This is a genomic window from Candidatus Bathyanammoxibius amoris (assembly GCA_024451685.1).
GTDB classification, from domain to species: domain Bacteria; phylum Planctomycetota; class Brocadiia; order Brocadiales; family Bathyanammoxibiaceae; genus Bathyanammoxibius; species Bathyanammoxibius amoris.
The window spans coordinates 140,055-161,432 of the sequence record JAMXCW010000003.1 but is presented as its reverse complement, the minus strand read 5'-3'; the positions used below and the strand labels follow the sequence as shown (position 1 = coordinate 161,432).

Here is a 21,378-nt window from a genome sequence, read left to right as displayed (position 1 = left end):
ATGCTACACTTCGGCCACCCAACGTTCCAGTAGATAATCCTTCTCCATTTCAAACCTGCGGGCAGTCCCCTCTATCACCTTCTCTGCCTCCTCATCGGTCATGTTTTCTGTAACGGTAATAAAGTGGGCGACTCGAGCGAAATATATGGGGGTCATAAGCATTATCAGTTTGTATCTGTCTTTCTTCCAGTGATGGTATGTAGCGGCAAGGTCATACAGTACCCTGACCCACAGGTCCTCAGGCATAAAAAAATCGTCCACGCCTTGGGTGGCCATTTTTTGCAGTTCATTAAAGTCCTTCTTTGAAACGATGGTCTTCCACAGGGCGCCAAAATTGTTGAACCCGGTCTTGAAATTCTCGACCAAAACCCCCTTATCAACGGGAAAACTCTGCGGCTCGGCCTTTGGTTCTTCACCGACAAGTTCAACCGGTTTGCTTTTCTTAACGTCTTTCCAGAAGTCGTAATATTCTTCCATAAGATTAAAGAGCGTGGAAACCACCTGACGGAACATAGCTCCCAGCTGCTCGCCGGGGTCTTTTACATCGTGCACTTTTACGCCTAAACGGGCCTGACACATCCTGAAGTCCTTGACTATGGCAGTAGTGGTAAGCCATATGTCGATTCCAAATCTCCCGATGTCCGTATCCCAGACGTCCTCCTGCATGCAGGTCTTTATAAACTTTCTGGAGAAGGCAAAATCACCGCCGATGGGCTGGCGCACCCTGCGACCGTAGAGCGCCCTGGTGAGACAGTACACCACGTTATTCGTAATGGTGCCATCGAACTTAAACCGTCTATAATAAGGGGTAACAACCTGATACTCTTCCTGCTCAATCGGGCCTATCAGGTTCTTTATCCATTCCGGGGTAATCGATCTCAGGTCCGAGTCGCACACCGCACAGACCCTGGCGTCAAGGTACTCCGCAACCTCGAAGACTCCCCTTAGCGCGGAACCCTTTCCGGGGACACCCCTGTATATCGTTATCAATTTCTCTATATACGGTTCTACCGGTATGGCGGTGGCCTCTTCACGGCTATCGTCCGTTGATCCCCCGTCACATACGATGATAAGAGACCTTTCCCTGGGGAAGTACGTGGAAAGGCCCTGGCCGACCGTTTTCACTACGTGGGCAATCGTACCGTCATTGTTGTAACATGGGATACCCACCACCAGGTCTACGTTGTCTATCTTTTCTATTCTCCTTCGAGGATATCGTCTCAGGGCTGTACTGAATTTCACTATCGTCTCCTTTACCAGCTATCCAATAAGGGCCATCATTATATCTGTCACGTTTGTCCGTGTAGGGCCCGTAATGAGGTGGCCACCCGCCTTCTTAAAAAAATTGTAAGAATCGTTTCTGTCAAGATAGTCCGCCGCATCCAGTTGAAACCTTTTTTCGGCCCTGCGGCGCGTGTTTGTGTCCACCATGGCGCCATCCGCGTCCGTCGGGCCATCGGTACCGTCCGTGCCTCCGCTTAACACTACCGTATGGTTACAGTCATCCAACTGCAGCGCCGCCGCCAGGGCAAATTCCTGGCTCCTGCCACCCTTCCCTCTCCCCTTTATTGTAACCGTGGTCTCCCCGCCTGCCAGGAGGCATGCCGGCCTTCGCACGGGACGACCATACGCTGAGACCTCTTTCGCCATTGAGACAAGGACACCAGCTACCTCCCTGGCCTCGCCCGTAATAGAAGAGCTCAGGACAATACTGTTATACCCCAGTTTCCGCGCACGCCGCTCCGCCGCTTCGAGCGCCCGCTCGTTACTACCCGCCATATAGCTGTGGCAGCCTTTAAAGCACGGGGCGCTCTCAGCCGGTCCCTCGTCCCGTCCTTCCTTCAGCTGCTCCTTCAGATATCTGTAAATGCCTCGGGGTATCCTCTTCGTAAGATTGTATTTATCTAAGACGTCTATGGCATCCTTAAAGGTACTGCCAATGGGCAGCGTAGGCCCCGACGCCACCATGCTGAGCTCGTTGCCCACCACGTCAGAGATAATGATGCTTATAATGCCCGCAGGGTATATAGTCTTGGCCAGTCTCCCCCCGTTGATTACGGACACGTGCTTCCTGACGGTGTTCATTTCTTTAATGTCCGCGCCGGAGGCGAGTAACAGCTTTGTAAGGGACTTTAAATCCGCAATCGTTATCCCCTCAGGAAGACCGCAAAGAAGCGCCGAACCTCCACCCGAGAGGAGACAAATTACCAGGTCTTTCTTCCCCGCCCGTGAGGCCAGTTTTAGAACCGCCCCGGCGGCCTCTGTGCTCTTCCTGTCAGGGACCGGATGGCCGGCCTCAATGACCCTCATCTTCTTGAAGGGCAATCCGTAACCGTACTTTACCACAACGATTCCGTCGCCCAGCCTATCCCCAAGAACGTCTTCCAGCGTCTCCGCCATCGGTGCGGCGGCCTTACCGGCTGCAATCAAAAAAATCTTCTCAACACCGCGAAGGTCATATTTTCTTCCAGCCACTTCCAGTCTATGCCCGTCCAATCTTAACTGTTGCCTCACAAGCTTGGCGGGGTCTACCGCCTTAAGGGCAAAATCAAAGATGTCTCTCGCGTCCCTCCTGAGCTCACTTATTGTCGGCATCCACAGCCTCTTCAAGGAGGTCAAAGAAATTGGGTACCGCAGACGTAATCCTGTTCCAGTTGGGTATAAGCGGCATCCCCGTGGGGTCCTCCTTGAAGCGCTCCCCGGCAATGGTCAAGCCGTTTATGAACGCCTCTACGGCCTTTGCCTCCTGATGGCGGTCAAAGTACAGTCCGTTTATGATGGCATCGTGGTTGTACTTATCAATATACCTGTGGGCCGTCGCAAAATAGGAGGCCTTCAGCGCCTTGAAGAACCCTTCCGGAAATTCTACGCCTGCGCCGGCCAACGTCCTGAAAAGACACTTGGAGATGTCTATGGCCATCCTCATAAGCCCCGTACTGGGGTCTTCCGAGGAAAGGGCCTGATGCTTGTGCTCATAGGTCTCGCACACTTCTACCTGACATATACGCCTCTTTGAACAGTTATTGTATATCTCCGACAGAACGCCTATCTCAAGGCCCCAGTCCCCCGGTATCCGGTTTATTCGCGCGAGGTCGGCGACCATGGAAAATTCTCCTGCCAGCGGATACCTGAAGCTGCTGAGATATTCCAGATAATCAAGTTTTCCCAGGACGCGGGTAAGGGCTTCAACAAGGGGAAAGACGAAGAGCCTGGTAGTCCGCCCGTACATGCGGTCTGTTACACGCATGTAGTAACCCTTGCAAAACTCGAAGTCCAGGTGCGGGTTCGCGACCGGATAGCACAGTCTCGCCAGGAACTCCCTGTTGTAGGTGAGGATGTCGCAATCATGGAGTACAATGACCCTGGCCCTGTCCTTCGCCAGTATATATCCATAAGCCAGCCACGCAGACCTGCCTTTACCATCCGCTCCAGCCGAAACACCCTCACTGTCCAGGAGATAATACAGTTTCTTTATCCGCTCGCCATCGTTCCATATGAGCTTTACGTCCTGCGTCAATGGGGAAAAGAATTTCTGGGCGTGTTCGAACTGCTCCTCCGAGAATCTGCCGAGTGCTACTATAACTTGGTCAATATACTTGACCTTGGCAATCTCCTGCACGATGTGCGGCAGCGCTTTGCCTTCCAGCTCAGAATAAATTGTGGGAAGGACCAGAGCAATAGGCCTTGTCCTGGAATAACGTAATAAATCATCCTCCAGCCTGTCCAACTGCCCGCCACCGATAAGGTGTAGTGTGGTAATATCGCCCGACTGGCAAAAGTCACCCATATTTATATCTCCCCACGCAACAGAGGTTTCTAAGCTACCAGTTTAAGCAACGCATCATTCCAGCCCTTCGGCCCTGCCGCCTCCGCACGGATAAGGCCCTCAACGTTCACCCTCTCGTCGTATCCACCGTCAGGCCTTTTAACAAGAACGGGTATATCGACCGCCTCCAGCATCGGCAGGTCGTTCAGACTGTCACCTATGCCGATGGCGACAACCTGGACACCACTACAGTTTTCCCTGTAAATCTCGGTCAGCCTCGTCGTGGCCACTCCCTTGTCTGCGTTACCCGAGAGATGAAAGAACCTTCCACCTTCCGTGCACGTAAGTCCCAGGTCCTTTACCGCCTCCCTGAGCCCGGTAACGCCTCCTTCCACGATGAAGGGCTCATCATATTGGCGCTTTCTGGCAAGCCTGACGTCCTCAGGCCCAAGACCGGTTGCCTCCGCCACTTCCTCCTCACGCATGTCCGAAAAACCCCTGATATTGAGGCCGGTCCTTGCCCTGATTTCCCCAAGCGCTCTTACAAGGGTCGGGTAGTCTGTGCCCAGAGTAAGAACCCAGTAACCATCCTGAACCGCGTCAAACTTGAACTGAAAACCCCTGTAGCCTACGGGTATAAATATAGCCCCTCCGTTCTCCGAAATAAAAGGGTGCTCGTTCCCAAGCCTCCTCCGCCATACCTCTATCTCGGCCTTTGTCTTGCTTGAACACAGGACGAGGGGTATGTCCCCCCTCTTGAGAACCTCCAGAGCAGGTCTCGCGCCCTCCCAGGAATAGGTGTCGTGGCTCAGTAACGTACCGTCCAGGTCTGAAAATACAATATAACGCCGTTGCACGTGCATTATTCTATACTTAAAATAAATTTGTAGTTATTATAAGCCCTGTGGTCCGGGGGTCAATACAAAAGGGGTCTTGCCCCCTCCCGGCAGACACATAGTATGCACGGAAATTTTTAGAAACGTGATACAGTGGAGGTCTCAGGATGATGAAATCACATACAGAGTACCTGTGGTTCAACACGGATTCAAGAAGACAATACCTGAACATAACGGACAAGGTATCGGAGGCAGTCAGAAAAAGTGGAATAAACGAAGGTTTTGTACTGGTATCGGCGATGCACATAACCGCGGCCGTTTACGTAAATGACGCGGAAGAGGGGTTGATACAGGATATAGACGAGTGGCTTGAAGGACTGGCGCCATACGGAAAGGACTACAGACACCACAGGACGGGCGAGGACAACGGTGACGCCCACCTTAAGAGCCTGTTAATGCACCACCAGGTCATCGTGCCCATTACCGGGGGTAAACTGGACCTGGGCACATGGCAGCAGATATATTACGCGGAGTTCGACGGGCGGAGGAAAAAGAGGGTAATCATAAAGGCCATCGGCGGGTAAAAAATTTTCCCGCTTATCAAATTAACGTACTCATAGTGCTTGAGAAAATAATTTTTGAAGATTGCCTGGAACTGCAGGGGCGCTGTGCTACAGGTAAATCCTCCTAAGGTGTTACATATTAAGTTGTTATAACTTACTTCCATTTTAAAGGATAAACTGGATTTAATCCCTCCTTCCGCGTTGATTTATCGCAATAAGGTGGTAAACTTCTTATAAAGTAAGGAGGGCGTGGCCATGCCCAATCAAGAGACAATGGCACCTTGTCAATGGGCCTGTCCTACTAAAAACAGACGTGCCAAAATACGTGCGTCTGCTCGTTGAGGGGGTTTTTTACGGTGCCTGGAAGATAAACCGCCTCGCCAACGTGCTTCCCAACGTCTGCTCAAGGGCCTGCGTCCATCCCTGCGGTATGGGTGTCTTAAAGGGGTGACAAGGTGAAGTGGAAGAGCATCCTAGTGTTTGGGGTTCTGGCCAGTGTCCTATTCGCTTGCCGGGAAGTAAGCGCGGGCGAACCAGCCCACTACCTCCCCGGAATCTTTCCTATTCGCTTTGTGGCCATCCCTCCGCCGGGGCCTTATTACCTGCAATTCAACTTCGACTATCACATCGACGAGTCTGGCAAGGCGTCTAAGGTCTTGACTATTCCAGGCGTTGAGCCTCCCGTGGAACTAAACGTGTCGGCTGGTGTAGATGTGGATCACGATACGATTGTAGTCGCTCCGACAGGCATTTGGATAACGCCCCTGAAACTCCTACAGGCGGACTATGGAATCGCCTTCATGCTTCCCCTCACGTATGTGGATACGGATTTAGAAGGGAGCCTTAAGGTTGAAGGGGTGAGAAGTGAACGGAGCGTAAGCAGGGAATTTGAGCTGGACGATAGCCAATTTAACCTTGGCGATGTGTTTTTCGCGCCGTTTCTGGCCGGATGGCACTGGCCAAGATTTGATCTGATGGCGCTCTATGGCTTTTATGCACCTACGGGAAAGCACAATAGCAGCGACATAGACAATACCGGATTAGGGTTCTTTGAACATCAGTTCCAGGTAGGTGGTATCGGCTATTTAGATGAGGAGAAGTCACTGGGACTCCAGGTTCTTGGGACTTATGAGCTTAACCACGAGAAAATAGACGAAGATGTCACGGTGGGAGACTATGTCACCTTAGAGTACGGTGTCAGTAAGATCTTCAATGGTGTATTCGAAGTAGGTCTTAGGGGATACAGCATGTGGCAAGTTCAGGATGATAGCGGCTCGGACTTGATACTCGATAGCCCAAAGACCCAGGCTCACGGCATTGGCGGCCAGATCAGTTATACAATCCCTAAATGGAAGCTAAACGTAGGACTGACCTACATGCAGGACATTGACAACACAGGCCGCCCCGAGGCGGAGCTCGGTCTCTTAACGTTTACGAAGTGGTTTTAGGTAAACGGTTGGGTACTCGCTTACGATGCTGGGCCGTTGATTAGTGGGAGACAAGGAGGAGGAGGAGGAGGAGGAAATGATTACGAAAATGACACTAGGGTTTTGTGCTCTTGCTACGATGCTGTTTGTACTGTCCATAATTGGTTGTTCGACGGCCCAACAACAGGGCAGTGCTGAAGCCGAAAAAGCCACTGTCAGTTCCGCGCTCAAGGTTACACCGGTAGAGGCAAGGGCGACCGGCTTGTCTGCAGCGCCTACCGCTGCGCAGGAACCGTCAGCGCAGGAGGCCTACGAGGTCGGAGTTGAGGCCTACATCTATTTGTACCCGCTGGTATTGATGGACGTCACCCGGTTGCAGATGACCAACTTCGAGGAGCCCAAAGGAATATTCGGCTTGATGGGCACGTTTGTTAATGCGCGTGAGTTTCTTGATGTGAACTTCAAGACAGTGGTGCGACCGAATTTCGACACGCTGTATTCGTCTCTCTGGATGGATCTCACCAAGGAGCCGATGATTGTCTCCATTCCGGACAGCCAGGGGCGCTACTACCTGGCGCCGGCGCTGGATATGTGGACGGACGTCACCGCCGCACCGGGCAAACGCACCACCGGAACCAAGGCGGGGCATTTTGCCTACGTGCCACCGGGTTGGGACGGAGAACTGCCAGAGGGTGTCACCCGCATCGACGCAACAACCAAGTATATGTGGATGATCCTTCGCACCCAGACCGATGGGCCGAAGGACTACGACAACGTTCACAAGTTCCAGAATGGCCTGAAGGCCACGCCGCTCTCCCAGTGGGGCAAGACGCCGGCTCCCGCCAAGGGGGTGGTCGACCCCAACGTGGACATGAAGACGCCGCCAATGAAACAGGTGCAAAACATGTCCGCCAAGCAGTTCTTTGAATACGCGGCTCGGCTCATGAAACTGCACTCGCCGCATGCCACTGACTACAGCCAGGTCTGGCGGCTGAGACGCATCGGCCTTGTCCCGGGCAAGGATTTCGATTTCGACAAACTCGACCCGACGGTGCAGAACGCGCTGGCCAAGGTTCCTGCCGACGCCTTGAAGACGATGCAGTCCAAGATCCCGACACTCGCGCGAGTTGCCAACGGCTGGATCATGAGCACCGATACCATGGGTTCGTATGGCATCTACTATCTGAAGCGGGCGGTCGTCGCCCTTATTGGCCTGGGCGCCAACCAGGTGGCCGATGCGGTTTACCCCCTCATGGACGGTAACGCCGGCGCCGGGGACAGATTCATACTGCACTTCGACAAGAAGGACCTGCCTCCGGTCGAGGCCTTCTGGTCACTCACCTTGTACGACAAAGATGGTTTTCCAGTAGCGAACCCGCTCAATCGCTTTGCCATAGGCGACCGCGACGCGCTTAAGTACAACGCAGACGGCTCTCTCGACCTGTACTTCCAAGCCGATTCGCCGGGCAAAGACAAGGAATCAAACTGGCTTCCCACACCCAAGGAGGGCGCTTGGAACCTGACCATGCGTCTCTACGCCCCCAAACAAGCGGTGCTGGATGGAACCTGGAATCCGCCGGCATTGAAGCGTGTAGGCGGCGGTAGTATAACTGATATTATAAGCGAGTAAACAACCGGAGAATCTCTGGAACACCCGATTCTACGATGGAGGTTCTGACCTGCCCCCATTAAACCGGTTCATTTTTAAAGTTAGTATTTGGAGTTAAATTGGGCCACAGAAGGGAGGCAGTATCATGGGTCGTAAGAGATACACTGTAGAACAGATAATCCACAAGTTCAGTAAGCCAGTCATTTTTCACCTGTAGTAGTAGAATGTGCTTTTAGGTGCGCCTAACTGAGAAGCAAACTGCATACATCATTTTTCATAGGCCTCAAATTAGAGTTGAGACGAAGGGGAAATAGATATGAGTACTAAAGCACTTTTATATCTCACATTTGTACTTGGAATAGCACTGGTTGGCTCTGGTTGTGCCGCGCCACTTGTGTACAAACATATGAAGAAAAAGGATTCGAAGAAAAGTGAGAAACCAACGAGTCAGCAGCAAGAAGGGCAGAAACCCTGATAAAATCAACAACAGCATTTTATTGAGGCTGTAAGCGCTTGATGGTCTCGGCCTGATGCCTTTTTTGGCAAACAAGAACACGCCGCCTCCGCAACGTCAGACCTTCCTGGAAAAACAGGCGACTTTTACAACTACACCTCCAATAAGCTCCACAAAACAAAGGCACCGCATCCCTCTAGACGCAACCCTGCCACTATCCACTGTTTTGTGTTGAAATCACGCACCTAGAGGGGTATAAATGAAATAACTGCATGAAGAACCTCTGTTGCGGTGTCTTCGGCCCCTGCAGGCTATAGTATTCTTGAAACATTATTACCCTGTGCCGTCAGCAGTGCCGGGGCAGGTCTTTATAAGGAACACCTATACAACAACTTATACGCACAGAAACCACCTGGGAGCACCATGCTAAACTCAACGACGATATTATCCGTAAGGCGTGACGGCGCCGTAGCCGTCGGTGGAGACGGTCAGGTATCTCTGGCCAACACCATCCTCAAGCAGGACGCTAAGAAGATACGCAGGCTCTACCACAACAAGGTGATTGTGGGTTTTGCGGGTGCCACAGCAGACGCCTTCGCGCTTATGGAACGATTCGATTCAAAGCTTGAGCAGTTCCAGGGCAACGTGCTTAAAAGCGCCCACGAACTGGCCAAGGACTGGCGGACGGACAAGATCCTGAGGAGGCTTGAATCGCTCCTGGTGGTGGTAGATAAGAACACGACCCTGCTGTTATCCGGCAGCGGCGACATAATAGAGCCCAGCGACGGCATAATAGGCGTCGGGTCGGGCGGGCCCTACGCAACCGCAGCCGCCAAGGTACTTCTCAAAAACACCGACTTCTCCGCCAGGGAGATAGTCGAAAAAAGCCTTACAGCGGCAGCGGATATATGCGTGTTCACTAACAGCAATATTGCCATAGAGGAGATAAAGTAGTGCAGGAGCTCACCCCCCGCCAGACCGTAGATAAGCTGGACAAATACATAGTGGGCCAAAAAGACGCCAAACGCGCGGTCGCCGTCGCCATAAGAAACCGCTGGAGGAGGCTGCAGCTCGAACCCGGGCTGAGGGAAGAAGTCCTGCCCAAAAATATTATCATGATAGGGCCTACCGGCGTGGGCAAGACGGAAATAGCCCGTAGACTGGCCACCCTGGTCAAGGCACCCTTCCTGAAGGTGGAGGCCTCCAAGTTCACGGAAGTTGGCTACATGGGCAGGGACGTAGAGTCTATGGTCAAGGATTTGGTTGAGATCTCCGTCAACATGGTAAGGGGTGAGAAAATAGAAGCGATGCGCCCCGTGGCTGAGCAGAGGGCGGAGGACAGCCTGCTGGACCTGCTCTTACCATCGCCGCCTCAGAGAGAAATGCCAGAGGAGGAAGGGCGCGGAGAAGAACGCCGTCACGCGGAGACACGGGAAAAGTTTCGAAAGATGCTGCGCGACGGCAAACTTGAGGACCGCACAATAGAGATAAGTGTAAAGGATAAGCCCATGATGGTCCAGGGCATGATAGCTGGCACAGAGGAACTGGGCATGGACTTTCAGAACATGCTGGAGAGGATGCTGCCGTCCCGCACACATACAAAGAAACTCTCCGTGAAGGAGGCCCGTCATATACTCATCCAGCAGGAGGCCGAAAAGGCCATAGACAAGGAAGGCGCTACAAGAGAGGCGGTGGAGAGGGCGGAAAACACAGGGATAATCTTTATTGACGAGCTTGACAAGATTGCGGGAAGGGAGGCCGGGCGCGGTCCCGACGTCTCGCGCGAGGGGGTACAGCGCGATTTACTGCCGATTATCGAAGGCACCACCGTGGTCACACGGTACGGCATGGTCCAGACCGACCGCATTCTCTTCGTCGCCGCCGGGGCCTTCCACGTATCAAAACCCTCTGACCTCATCCCCGAGATCCAGGGCCGCTTCCCCATAAGGGTTGAACTCGAAGCCCTCAGCAAGGAAGACTTTATAAGAATCCTTCAAGAGCCGAAGAACGCCCTTTTGAAGCAGTACACCGCCCTGCTCGAGACAGAAGGCGTGAAGGTGAGTTTCACCGAAGACGCCGTCCAGGAGATAGCGGAGATAGCGACCAAGGTCAACATGCGCATGCAGAACATCGGCGCTCGCCGCCTTCACACCGTCATGGAAAAGCTGCTCGAGGAGGTGTCATTCGATGCCCCGGACATGGACCATAAAGAGGTTAAGATTGACGAGACATACGTCAAAGAAAAACTGGAGTCTATAACCCAGGACGAGGATTTGAGCAGGTATGTGCTCTAAAGAACCCTCTGCCCCTTCGATGCGGAAGGGAATGTAGCGTGCGAGCTTGCCCGCATGTAATCGTGGCAGCAAACTGCCTTACTGCAGCACCTTCCCTTTTGCCCCCCTGTTAAAGACAAGCGCCTTTTCATTGCCTTACAATTCAAGGCGCCTCCCCTCAGCCAACAGTTTTGTAGCCTCTTCGGCGGGCAGGGGTTTGCTGAACAGGTAACCTTGCATCTCGTCGCATTTGAGTGAGCATAGAAACTCAAGCTGCACGCGCGTTTCCACACCTTCGGCAATCACCTTGAGGTTCAGGCTGTGCGCCATGGCGATAATCGCCGTCACTAGAGCGTCATCATCTGGATTTGCCGTAAGGTCACATACAAAGGACTTGTCTATCTTTAGCTTTGTCACGGGTAAACTCTTCAGGTAGCTCAGAGACGAATAGCCCGTGCCGAAATCATCTATTGCTATCCTTATCCCCATCTCGTTTAATTCGGTGAGTGCCGCAACGGTGACACCCATACCCTTCATGAAGGCGCTCTCCGTAACCTCTATCTCAAGATGGCCGGGGTCCAGCCCGGTTTCTTTTACCGTCCTTGTAACCATCCCTATTACATCCTGTTGTTTAAACTGATGCATGGAAAAGTTGACGGAAACGTGAATAGCCGGAAACCCTGCATCGTACCACGCCCTGTTTTGCGCGCAGGCGGTATGCAGTACCCATTCGCCGATAGGCACAATCTGGCCGGTTTCTTCTGCTATTGGTATAAACTCCAACGGGGAGACAATCCCCCGGTTCGGATGCTGCCAGCGCAGCAGAGCTTCCATACCTGTGACTTGCCCGGTACGGAGGTCCACCTGAGGCTGGTAGTGCACCACAAACTCTTCCCGTTCTAGAGCTCCACGCAGGTCGCCTTCCAATGCCATACGGCCAGAAACCAAGGCACCCATTTTAGGCGAGTAGAATTGAAAGTCGCCCTTGCCCGTCTCCTTGACGTGGGACATGGCAATAGCGGCATTTTTTAACAGGGCCTCTTCGTCGCTGCCGTCTGTAGGGTACACACTAATGCCGATACGGCAGGGGAGTGAGACTTCCTGACTATCCAACAAAATGGTCTTGGAGAATACCTTGATGGCTTTCTTTGCCACCTTCATGGCATCTTGTGCGCTGGCAATTTGCGGCAGGAGTACAGCAAATTCATGCTCACGCAGACGACCTATAGTTTTGGTGTCTTCTTCCCCACCGGAAGGGGCAACACCGCCTTTCTCACGCACGCTTTCTTTTATTCTTTCAGTTAGTGTCTGGCACAAAAAGTCACAAACCTTGCGTCCAAACGACTCGCATATCTTGCTAAGTTGACCCGGATAAATATACAGAATGGCTATTTGTTGCTTCTTGCCCTGGGCCTGTGCTATTCTCTGACTCAGGTATTCACAGAACAAAACACGGTTGGGCAGGCCGGTCAGGGTATCGTAATAAGCCATTCGTTGGATTGTCTCTTCCGCCTGCTTGCGCTGGATGCCCAAAGCGATCTCATCCGCAACTGATGCTAGCGCCTCGGTGGTTTCTTTCGCAAGCGTCTTTACGGCGAACATTGCCATCACCCCCACCAACTGGTTTTCCACAATCAGGGGATGACCGGCAAAGGCAACCATCCCCTCCCGCCTTGCCCATTCCTTGTCACTTACACGGGGGTCACTGATAACATCGTTGGTCAGATGTGGTTTCCTTTCCTTGGCGATTAGGCCTATCTCGAGTGTACCGACAGGCACGCGGCTATGAGGGCCGTCTATGTGGGTATACATCCCCGCACTGGCCTGAAGCTCCAGCACGTTTTTCTCTTTGTCGAGTGTCCAGATACGGGCAAACGCCGCATCAAGGTGCCGAACCATAGCTTCGGCACATCGCTGCAACATCGACTGCAACGTAATACCCGTGGTAAGTGCACGGACAACATCTGCGCCCAAAACCGCCAGGCGTCTCCGTTTATCCAGCGCGTCACGCTCCTTCTCCAGTTCCTGCACTTTCTTGTCAAGCTGCCTTATCAGCGCCTCTTTATGCATCCGTTCCAATTCTTCCCTGGCCTCCGCGGGTATGACTGGAACCTCAAGACGCCCTTCCTTATATTCTTTAAATACCTCCTTGACTGCTTTAAGAAGTTCCTCTGTCTCCCCGGTCTTTACAATGAACCGTGACGCTCCCAGCTTTATCGCTAACTCTTCGTCTTGGGAACCTACGTAAGATGCCGTATGGAACACAAAGGGGGTCGTTCTCAACTGCTCATCGTCCTTGACCGCCTGGCAGAGCGCAAAGCCGTCCATCTCAGGCATCAGGATATCCGAGATAATCAGGTCCGGGCGTGAGCGCCTGGCCATTTCCAGGGCCTGTTTTCCGTTAGCAGCGCTCTCCACTGTGTATCCCTGCGCCTCAAAGGCAGTTTCTAGCAGGACCCGGCTGTCTTCATCGTCTTCAACAATCAGAATCTTCACGGTTTCTCTCCAATAATCTCTCTGATTTGACCGATAACCTTTTCCGGGTCAATGGGCTTTTCTATGTACCCGTTACAGCCCGCGGCCATCATCTTTTCACGGTCGCCGACCATGGCATAGGAGGTCATGGCAATCACCCGTATACCGCTATCAATCTTCGAGCTGCGTATCTTCCGTAAGACATCCAGCCCGTCCATATCAGGGAGCTGGATGTCCAGAAGGATAAAGTCCGGCCGCGCCTCCAGCGCAACGTCAAACCCCTGCTGCCCGGTCTCTGCCTTGAGGACCTTGTAGCCGTTCTTCTCCAGAATCAGGCTAATCAGCTCCATGTTGTCCACATTGTCTTCAATGACCAATGCTGTCTTCATTTACAACCCCCTGTATATTGACAAATTGTCAGGCCTTTTTCCGCCTTCGTTCCTTAGGCAGTCTCAGTGTAAACGTGCTCCCCTTTCCCGGCTGGCTCTGTGCCGCGACCGTGCCTCCAAGCACCTCCGTTGTAAGCTTCTGGGTCAGATAAAGCCCCAGACCCGTGCCCAGTGTCCGGGTGCGCAGATGCGAGTCAAGGCGCACAAAGGGCTTGAACAGTTTAGCCTGGTCCTGCTCCGAGATGCCGATTCCGGTGTCACTGACCGAGATTTCCACCTCTCCATCTATCTCCCGGGCAGCAATACTAACCGTGCCCGCTTCTGTGAATTTGACCGCGTTGCTCAGATAATTGAGGATGCACTGCAGCAGCCTCTTCCTGTCCGTCTTCAACAGCACACCCGGCGGAATACTCACCTCCAAAGTCAATCCCTTTTCTTTTATCTGGGGCTGTACACTCTCGACTGCCTCTTTGATGACATCATCGAGGGTAAACTCTTCTATGAAAACCTCGACCTTCCCCGCCTCGACCCTCGATATATCGATAATGTCGTTAATCAATCCGAGCAGGTGCTTTGCCGACCTGTTGACCCTGTTCAAATGGTCTTTTTGCTTTTCACTGATTTCTCCCACCATGCCCTGCAGCAGGACGCCGGTAAAACCGATTATGGAGTTGAGAGGCGTCCTGAGTTCATGGCTCATCGAGGCGATAAACATGCTCTTCAGTTGGTCGAGTTCCTTTAGGCGGGTGTTTGCCTTGGCCAGCTTCATGGCGTGTTCTGTCAATTTGTCTTCTGTCTTCTTGTGCTCGGTGATTTCCTCTTCAAGCCCTCTCGCCATGACGTTGAAACTGTCGGCCAACTCACCAACCTCGTCCCTGCGGGTTATCTTGACCCTACTCTTGAGATCCCCACCGGCAAATCTCCTGGTCGCATCCGTTAATCTTCGGATGGGTCTTGACGCTGACACGGCAAAGATAATCCCTATAGCAATGACCGCGGCGGCACTGACGAGACCCAGTATCATCGCGATTAAACCCAGCCTCTTTAATGGCGCAAAGGCCTCCGCCTTGTCAATCTCCGCCAGGAGCGTCCAGCCGTATTCTGGTAGATACATCGAGGCGCCAACGATGGGCACACCCCTGTAGTCGGGATAGACGCCGGTCATTTCTTCGCCACTCTCGGCAATCCTGCGAACCGGCTCGGTATCCACCACCTGTTTAAAGAGTGCATCTTCTATAAACCTTGACTCGGTGATCATTAATCCATCGCTGTTTACCAGATATACCTCGCCGGTCTCACCCATCCCCTCTCGGTTGGTTGCAATCTCATTCAGGAGTTTTAAGTTATAGTGGTTAATGAGGACGCCCAATGGCTCACCGTTCTCCATCGAGGTAATAGGTGCAGCAGCACATACAGAATCCATATTCAGCAGCTTACTGTGGTGGGGCGAACCCATGCGGGTTTCAGTGTAGTTTTTATCTATGACTCGCATATATGCTAAATTCTCGCCGGGTGTAAGCCGCTCAATCTCGGGTATGTTCCGCCCAATATTCGCCTCACGGTCGGATATGACAACCATGCCTTCCAGGTTCACAATTTCTATCCCCTCGATAGAGGGGTCTAGTGGTTTTTTATGCTGCAAGAGGTATCTGTTCAGGGCAATGGCTGTATCATGTTCAAGTGATTCCCCACGGTTAATTTTCTCAAGACTGTTTCTTATAAACCTGTCGGAGGCAAAGTCTGTAGCCCGTCCCTTTCTTCCATTCATAAATTCCAGGACGTGAACCTCCTTTGACTCTGCAACCGCCGTCAGCCAGTCAAGCGTCTGCTTCTTTACCACACTACGGGCGCTGAGGTAGTATATCGTCGTGATTATGGCGATGGGTATGAGGGAGATGCAGAGCCCGAAGATGAGCAGCCTACCCTTTATTGAACGGAGTGGATTAGCCATGCTGACCCCCTCAAATAAGTGCCGCTGCGAGCATAACTTATATACCGGGAGTGATTAGGCGTGTAGTATTGACTTAACACACTGTCCAAGACGCACTCGTCCTCTAAGTGCTCCTACAAGCCTGCTTAAGACATGAAGCACCGAATTACACACTCATACTTCATGCATGTAGTTGTCATGTTCCACAAGGATATTGTCCCGCTAGAACATCTCTCTGTATAGATTCTTCCTCATTTTCGAAAAAGTGCAATAGTATTTCTATAATATTTACGGAGATAGCCGTATTTGTAGTACTTTCGGGCACTAATCATACATTATATGGGCTCTCTGGCGGGGCTGGCCCAATACCCTGTGTCATTCTGAGGGAGTAAAACGACCAAGGCAACATAGGGACAGGGTCATGCCATAGGCAGATCCACCCAGGGCGCGACTTTAGCCCGGCAGAGATAAATTAATACACGGCCCAGGCAGTAACATTTGTAGTGGCAGAGTTTACTCTACCTCAACGACCGTAAAGATCATTGTCTACGTCTACCATAATTGTCGAGCAAGCCTTCGGGCTGAGGCCCTCGAGGCCGAAGGCTCGACCACTACACAGTAGGTAGGGGCGGGTCGTGCCGGAGGCTGAGGACTCTATAGTACTTGACACAAAATCCCCCAGGAACTATTATCTGGAACGTCCGTTATTGTCCTTAAAAAATTGGGGAGATGAATGATGATTGGAATTGACGAGGCGTATCAGATAGTGCTGGACAACGTCCGCACGCTAGGGCCAAAAAAGGTGGGCATAAATGACGCCATGGGCCTCTGCCTTGCAGAGGACGTCCTATCGGACATAGACATGCCGCCGTTCAACAAATCCGCCATGGACGGTTACGCCGTGATCGCCAAGAACACCTCGGTCGGGGCGGAACTTAAGGTGGCCGAAAACATACCCGCCGGGTCTTTACCCAAGAAGACCGTGCGAAAGGGACACTCCTCAAAGATAATGACCGGCGCAGCCGTGCCCCGCGGCGCCGACGCCGTCGTAAAGGTTGAAGAGACGGAGGAACTGAAAAACGGACGCGTAATGATTATGAAGCGGGTCAAGAAGGGGACAAACATATGCAAGAAGGGAGAGGACTTTAAGAAGGGGAAACCTGTACTGGAAAAAGGTAAGCTACTGAGGCCCCAGGAGATAGGCGTGCTGGCAATGGTCGGCAGGCAAAAGGTCAAGGTCTTTTCGCCCCCGACGGTGGCTATCATATCTACCGGGGACGAACTGGTAAAGATATCTCAAAAACCAAAGGCCGGACAGATTAGAGATAGTAACAGATACAGTCTGGCCGCCCAGATATGTCAGGCCCTCGCCAGGGTAAAGTTCCTGGGAACCACGTCAGACATAAAAAACAAGATGCTGCCCATGGTAAAAAAGGGGCTTAAATATGACATCTTAATTATTACAGGCGGCGTGTCCATGGGAGAATACGACATAGTGGCTGACACGCTTCTGGACGCCGGCGTTATCATATTTTTTCACAAGGTGGCCATTCGCCCTGGAAAACCTATCCTTTTCGGGAAGAACAAGAACACCATGGTATTTGGACTCCCCGGAAACCCTGTGGCCACTTACGTGAATTTTGAGCTGTTCGTCAGGCCGTCCATCCGGAAGATGATGGGCTTTGAAGACCTTAGCCGGACGATATTGAAGGCACAGATGGAGAAGCCCCTGTACCGGAAGAGAACGCGCCGCGAATACAGACCCGCCCATCTGAGAATGGAGGACGGGAGGTTTTACGTGGCCCCAGTCGAGTGGCATGGCTCGGCAGACCTCCTGGGGACGACGAGGGGAAACTCCTTTCTTATAGTCCCGGAAGAAACGGAGTCAATTTCACAAGGCGATGAGGTCGAGGTAATGGTCACAGGAGAACTTTAGCCCCCGCTTTTTCAGCAAACTAATGAAAGACCGTGACTAACAAGGACTTCCCCAAGGAACCTGCCAATCGCCTGGATTGGAAGTATTTTTGCTGGAAAGACCTTCTCGCCGTCGTTCTTACCGTTTTCCTTCTATCCCTCTCATACCCTGAGCCGGACATGGGACACTTCGCATGGATTGCCCTGGTGCCATGGTTTCTGCTCATCTGCTCAAGGGATTCAGCGCCGATAATCGCCTCATTTCTTGTCGGGGCTGTATTCTTTCTGTACAATTTGTACTGGCTGAGCCACGTAACTTGTGCGGGCTGGCTGGCACTGAGTCTCTACCAGGCGGTCTATTTCGTGGCCTTTGCCGCGGCCTGCAATTTCCTGTACCGGGCACTTGGACTCCCCTTCTTCGTCTTCGCGCCATTTCTCTGGGTCGCCCAGGAGTACTTGAGGTGTATCCTTACAGGCTTTCCGTGGCTCTTCCTCGCGCATACACAATACAGCTACCTCTCCATCATACAGATATCCGACATAACGGGCGCCTACGGGGTGTCATTTATGGTGGTGGTCATTAACGCGTGTTTCACCGAGGGCATAATGCGCTGGTCGCGCGGCAAGGCCCCGCACATGCCGGTAACCCTTGCCTTCGTCATCGCCCTCGTGCCCCTGTCCTACGGGATGTTTCGCCTTGCCGGCCTGGGCATAGAAGAAGGACCCCGGCTCAGCGTAGTACAGGGAAACATCCCTCTATCCCTTAAGATGGATAAACGGCTTGAGCAGAGGAAGGCGAATCTCAACAAATATCTGCTTCTTTCGAGGACTGTAAAGGCGGGCTCCACGGACCTGGTGGTATGGCCCGAGACCATGGTCCCGGGACTTTTAAATATTGACCCAAAGGTCTTCGACAGGGAGATAGACTACCTGAGCCAATCCTCGATTACAGGACTTGCAAAAGTCCTCAAGGCATATCTCCTCGTAGGAGGAATATCACTGGACCCCGATACGTACTCCTACAAGGAAAAGACATTTTACAACAGCGCCTTCCTTTATAATCCCCAGGGTAGGCTTACCGAGAGATACGACAAGCTCCATCTCGTACCGTTCGGCGAGTACACACCCCTTAAGGAGTACTTCCCATTCCTCAAAAAGATGGTTCCCTATCAGACCGGGCTGACACCGGGAAAGAACTGGCACCTCTTCACCATTAATACCCGGGACGGCAAAAAATTTAGATTTGCCACACTTATCTGCTACGAGGATACCGTCCCCCAGATAGCAAGGCGGTTCAGGCAGCTTGGGGCCGATTTCATGATAAACATCACCAACGACGCCTGGTTCAAAGACAGCCCTGAGCTGGACCAGCACCTGGCCATCATGGTCTTCAGGGCCGTAGAGAACCGTGTAGGGGTCGCCCGTGCCGCCAATACCGGCATCTCCGCCTTCGTCGCCCCGACCGGGGACGTCTACACCCTGATCCACGACAAAGGAAAACGAAGGGAGGTGGAGGGCGTCCTGGAGGCAAACATCCTCATCTCTCCCGGAGGAGACAGAAGCTGGTACACCATCCACGGCGACATCTTCGCGCAAATCTGCCTGGCAGTCTCCATTGGATTTTTGCTAGGTCCTATAATTAAGCGATTTTACGCTTGACACGGGTATTGTTCTTATATAAACTTCGCTGTATAGGTGAAGGGGCAATGGCGAATGAATACTAAAAAAATATGCAGGAGTAGCAGACTCTGAGGAAAAATTTTTTGGCGTAACTGGTCAATATGTGGTATGTCTGCAAAACTTGGCTACCATAAGTTGGACGCCCAATCCTCAGAGCTTTGCGAGGTGAGTTATGCATCCAATGCATTTCTTTATGGGAGTCATGAGTTCGGACATTGGCATAGACCTCGGCACGGTGAATACGCTCATTTGCATGCCCGGCCGGGGGGTAGTCCTTTTTGAACCCAGCGTGGTGGCGGTAAGACCGGGGACGAGTGACATCCTGCTGGGCGGGAAGGCCGTTGGAAACACCGCAAAGGCCATGTTTGAGAAGGCCCCTTCCACAATATCCGTTACACGTCCGCTGAAGGACGGCGTCGTTGCCGACTTCGACCTTACCGAGGCCATGCTGCGGTTTTTTATACGTAAGGTACACAAGCGGAAGTGGGGCATCAAGCCGCGTGTAATAGTCGCAATACCCGCCGGGATAACTGCCGTTGAAAAACGTGCCGTGGTAAACTCACTGGAGCGTTCAGGCGCACGCGACGTGTACCTGCTCAGTGAGCCGAAGGCGGCCGCAATAGGCTGCGACCTTCCCATATGTGAACCCACCGCCCAGATGATAGTGGACATTGGCGGGGGCACGACGGAGGTGGCCGTCATCTCCCTGGGTGACGTGTTCACCCAGGTAAGTCTGCGCGTGGCGGGCGACGAGATGGATGAGGCTATAATAAAATACATGCGCTCGCAACATAACCTTGATATCGGCCACCGCACCGCAGAAAGTATAAAGATGGGGATAGGCTCCGCCTATTCGACAAACGGCGAAACCACCGGTGCCGTAAGGGGCAGAGACCTCATCGCGGGCCTTCCAAGATCCGTCACGGTCACATCTGAGGAGATAAGAGAGGCACTGAGCGAACCCCTTGACCAGATTATCGAGGCAGTAAAGACCACTCTTGAACAGACCACGCCGGAACTGGCATCAGACCTGCTGGAGCACGGCATGGTACTGGCAGGTGGTGGAGCGCTTTTAAGGGGAATGGACAGGCTACTTCAGGAAGAGACCGGCATACCCGTCCACATTGCGGACGACCCGCTTACGGCGGTGGCCAGGGGTACAGGAGTGCTACTGGAAAATCTTGACCTGTATAAAGACATATTACGCGATGAGAACTCGGAGGAATAACAAAAAGAAACGCTTTCTCAAAATCTTCTTGCCCACAATAGTCCTTCTCATAGTATGCCTGTCACTGCTGGCCATCCCGTCAAGGGTCTCCGATCATATAAAGCTCACTCTCTCCAGACCTCTTGCGCCCATCCAGAAGGTGTTCCTTACAGCAGGTACCGCTGTTCAGAAGACCCTTATCTGGCTACCGCGTTCCTGGAATACCTCTTCTAAAGTAAACGACCTGGAGGAGGACGTCTTCATCCTGGAAAACGTGATCGTGGCCCAAAAGACAACTATAGACCGCCTGCAGACGAAGCTGTCTTCAGTAACGGAATACTACAAGGAAGGGGTCCTGGAACAGAAACCGCTACTTGCTAACGTGGTCGCGTATGACACCTCCGACCAGAGAAAGAGTATGCTGATTGACGTGGGCTCACGACACGGTGTCACCGAGAACAGTGTGGTGATTGCCAATGCCGCGCTTGTAGGAAGGGTTTCTACCGTCGGCAAATCCACCAGCAGGGTGATATTGATAACGGACCCGGCCTCGAAGGTCCCCGCGCGCATTCTGGAAACGGAAGACGTCGGTATAGTCGAGGGAGGCTCCGGAAACTCATGCAGGCTCAAGTACCTGTCAAGATGGGGACAAAGGGTGGAGAAGGGATACAAGGTAGTATCGTCATCCATTGGCGGGATATTCCCGGACTCGCTGCTTATAGCCACCGTGACAGAAGACATTGCAAAGGAGGGTTCTCCCTACAGTACACTAAAACTCAGGCCCAGGGTGAACCCTGCCAGGATAAACACCGTTCTTGTACTGAAGAAGTAGTGTCTGTACTCAAGACCATACTA

At 52.6% G+C, this 21,378-nt stretch carries 17 protein-coding genes; 10 read left to right on the top strand and 7 right to left on the bottom strand.

The genetic code is table 11. From position 1 onward, the window contains the following. Positions 1-3: 3 nt before the first annotated feature. Genes NOU37_03220 through NOU37_03205 form a run of 4 tightly spaced genes read right to left on the bottom strand, consistent with a single transcriptional unit; the run spans position 4 to position 4,623 of the window. Positions 4-1,242: a glycosyltransferase gene (locus NOU37_03220; GenBank protein MCQ4574246.1), complete on the bottom strand. Its 1,239-nt coding sequence runs from the start codon at positions 1,240-1,242 to the stop codon at positions 4-6. 18 nt (positions 1,243-1,260) lie between these two features. Then, positions 1,261-2,595 carry a glycerate kinase gene (locus NOU37_03215; protein MCQ4574245.1) on the bottom strand — a complete coding sequence of 445 codons (1,335 nt, stop codon included), beginning with the start codon at positions 2,593-2,595 and terminating at the stop codon, positions 1,261-1,263. After that, positions 2,579-3,787, bottom strand: a complete 1,209-nt coding sequence (locus NOU37_03210) for a hypothetical protein (GenBank protein ID MCQ4574244.1) — start codon at positions 3,785-3,787, stop codon at positions 2,579-2,581. The genes NOU37_03215 and NOU37_03210 overlap by 17 nt, the downstream gene beginning before the upstream one ends. 29 nt (positions 3,788-3,816) lie before the next feature. Continuing rightward, positions 3,817-4,623, bottom strand: coding sequence for an HAD-IIB family hydrolase (locus tag NOU37_03205; protein MCQ4574243.1), 807 nt, complete (start codon positions 4,621-4,623; stop codon positions 3,817-3,819). A 146-nt stretch (positions 4,624-4,769) separates the two neighbouring features. On the opposite strand from NOU37_03205, the gene NOU37_03200 reads away from it, so the two are divergent. The 6 genes from NOU37_03200 to hslU all read left to right on the top strand — a co-directional run bounded on the left by NOU37_03200 (position 4,770) and on the right by hslU (position 10,949). Further along, entirely contained in the window at positions 4,770-5,186 is a 417-nt protein-coding gene (locus NOU37_03200; protein ID MCQ4574242.1) for a secondary thiamine-phosphate synthase enzyme YjbQ, read from the top strand. A gap of 292 nt (positions 5,187-5,478) precedes the next feature. Further along, entirely contained in the window at positions 5,479-5,616 is a 138-nt protein-coding gene (locus NOU37_03195) for a hypothetical protein (GenBank protein ID MCQ4574241.1), read from the top strand. Positions 5,617-5,620: 4 nt separating this feature from the next. Then, positions 5,621-6,613 (top strand): transporter, encoded by a 993-nt coding sequence (locus NOU37_03190; GenBank protein ID MCQ4574240.1) that lies wholly within the window; start codon positions 5,621-5,623, stop codon positions 6,611-6,613. 76 nt (positions 6,614-6,689) lie between these two features. After that, positions 6,690-8,222 carry a DUF1254 domain-containing protein gene (locus NOU37_03185; GenBank protein MCQ4574239.1) on the top strand — a complete coding sequence of 511 codons (1,533 nt, stop codon included), beginning with the start codon at positions 6,690-6,692 and terminating at the stop codon, positions 8,220-8,222. An 856-nt stretch (positions 8,223-9,078) separates the two neighbouring features. Beyond that, positions 9,079-9,609: an ATP-dependent protease subunit HslV gene (gene hslV / locus NOU37_03180; protein MCQ4574238.1), complete on the top strand. Its 531-nt coding sequence runs from the start codon at positions 9,079-9,081 to the stop codon at positions 9,607-9,609. Beyond that, on the top strand, positions 9,609-10,949 hold the full coding sequence (hslU, locus tag NOU37_03175; GenBank protein MCQ4574237.1) for an ATP-dependent protease ATPase subunit HslU: 1,341 nt from the start codon (positions 9,609-9,611) through the stop codon (positions 10,947-10,949). The genes hslV and hslU overlap by 1 nt, the downstream gene beginning before the upstream one ends. A gap of 135 nt (positions 10,950-11,084) precedes the next feature. Here hslU and NOU37_03170 read toward each other — a convergent pair whose 3' ends face one another. The 3 genes from NOU37_03170 to NOU37_03160 are packed head-to-tail and all read right to left on the bottom strand — an operon-like array spanning position 11,085 to position 15,743. Continuing rightward, complete coding sequence (locus NOU37_03170; protein ID MCQ4574236.1) at positions 11,085-13,424, bottom strand: EAL domain-containing protein; 2,340 nt, start codon at positions 13,422-13,424, stop codon at positions 11,085-11,087. Then, positions 13,421-13,792, bottom strand: coding sequence for a response regulator (locus NOU37_03165; protein ID MCQ4574235.1), 372 nt, complete (start codon positions 13,790-13,792; stop codon positions 13,421-13,423). The genes NOU37_03170 and NOU37_03165 overlap by 4 nt, the downstream gene beginning before the upstream one ends. Positions 13,793-13,820: 28 nt before the next feature. Then, positions 13,821-15,743 carry a sensor histidine kinase gene (locus NOU37_03160; GenBank protein ID MCQ4574234.1) on the bottom strand — a complete coding sequence of 641 codons (1,923 nt, stop codon included), beginning with the start codon at positions 15,741-15,743 and terminating at the stop codon, positions 13,821-13,823. A 712-nt stretch (positions 15,744-16,455) separates the two neighbouring features. Here NOU37_03160 and NOU37_03155 point away from each other — a divergent pair. From NOU37_03155 to NOU37_03140, 4 genes are all read left to right on the top strand, one after another. Then, positions 16,456-17,658 (top strand): molybdopterin molybdotransferase MoeA, encoded by a 1,203-nt coding sequence (locus NOU37_03155; protein ID MCQ4574233.1) that lies wholly within the window; start codon positions 16,456-16,458, stop codon positions 17,656-17,658. Between the two features lie 32 nt (positions 17,659-17,690). After that, the gene (gene lnt / locus NOU37_03150; GenBank protein MCQ4574232.1) at positions 17,691-19,295 is read left to right on the top strand and encodes an apolipoprotein N-acyltransferase; all 1,605 of its coding nucleotides are present in this window, start codon (positions 17,691-17,693) and stop codon (positions 19,293-19,295) included. Between the two features lie 202 nt (positions 19,296-19,497). Continuing rightward, the gene (locus NOU37_03145; GenBank protein MCQ4574231.1) at positions 19,498-20,544 is read left to right on the top strand and encodes a rod shape-determining protein; all 1,047 of its coding nucleotides are present in this window, start codon (positions 19,498-19,500) and stop codon (positions 20,542-20,544) included. Then, complete coding sequence (locus tag NOU37_03140) at positions 20,525-21,355, top strand: rod shape-determining protein MreC (protein MCQ4574230.1); 831 nt, start codon at positions 20,525-20,527, stop codon at positions 21,353-21,355. The genes NOU37_03145 and NOU37_03140 overlap by 20 nt, the downstream gene beginning before the upstream one ends. Positions 21,356-21,378: the final 23 nt, after the last annotated feature.

Bases quoted from the DNA above. Each gene is read 5' to 3' on its own strand.
- NOU37_03215 (MCQ4574245.1), bottom strand. From the start codon at position 2,595: ATGCCGACAATAAGTGAGCTCAGGAGGGACGCGAGAGACATCTTTGAT.
- NOU37_03210 (MCQ4574244.1), bottom strand. From the start codon at position 3,787: ATGGGTGACTTTTGCCAGTCGGGCGATATTACCACACTACACCTTATC.
- NOU37_03200 (MCQ4574242.1), top strand. From the start codon at position 4,770: ATGATGAAATCACATACAGAGTACCTGTGGTTCAACACGGATTCAAGA.
- NOU37_03185 (MCQ4574239.1), top strand. From the start codon at position 6,690: ATGATTACGAAAATGACACTAGGGTTTTGTGCTCTTGCTACGATGCTG.
- hslV (MCQ4574238.1), top strand. From the start codon at position 9,079: ATGCTAAACTCAACGACGATATTATCCGTAAGGCGTGACGGCGCCGTA.
- NOU37_03165 (MCQ4574235.1), bottom strand. From the start codon at position 13,792: ATGAAGACAGCATTGGTCATTGAAGACAATGTGGACAACATGGAGCTG.
- NOU37_03160 (MCQ4574234.1), bottom strand. From the start codon at position 15,743: ATGGCTAATCCACTCCGTTCAATAAAGGGTAGGCTGCTCATCTTCGGG.
- NOU37_03155 (MCQ4574233.1), top strand. From the start codon at position 16,456: ATGATGATTGGAATTGACGAGGCGTATCAGATAGTGCTGGACAACGTC.
- NOU37_03145 (MCQ4574231.1), top strand. From the start codon at position 19,498: ATGCATTTCTTTATGGGAGTCATGAGTTCGGACATTGGCATAGACCTC.
- NOU37_03140 (MCQ4574230.1), top strand. From the start codon at position 20,525: ATGAGAACTCGGAGGAATAACAAAAAGAAACGCTTTCTCAAAATCTTC.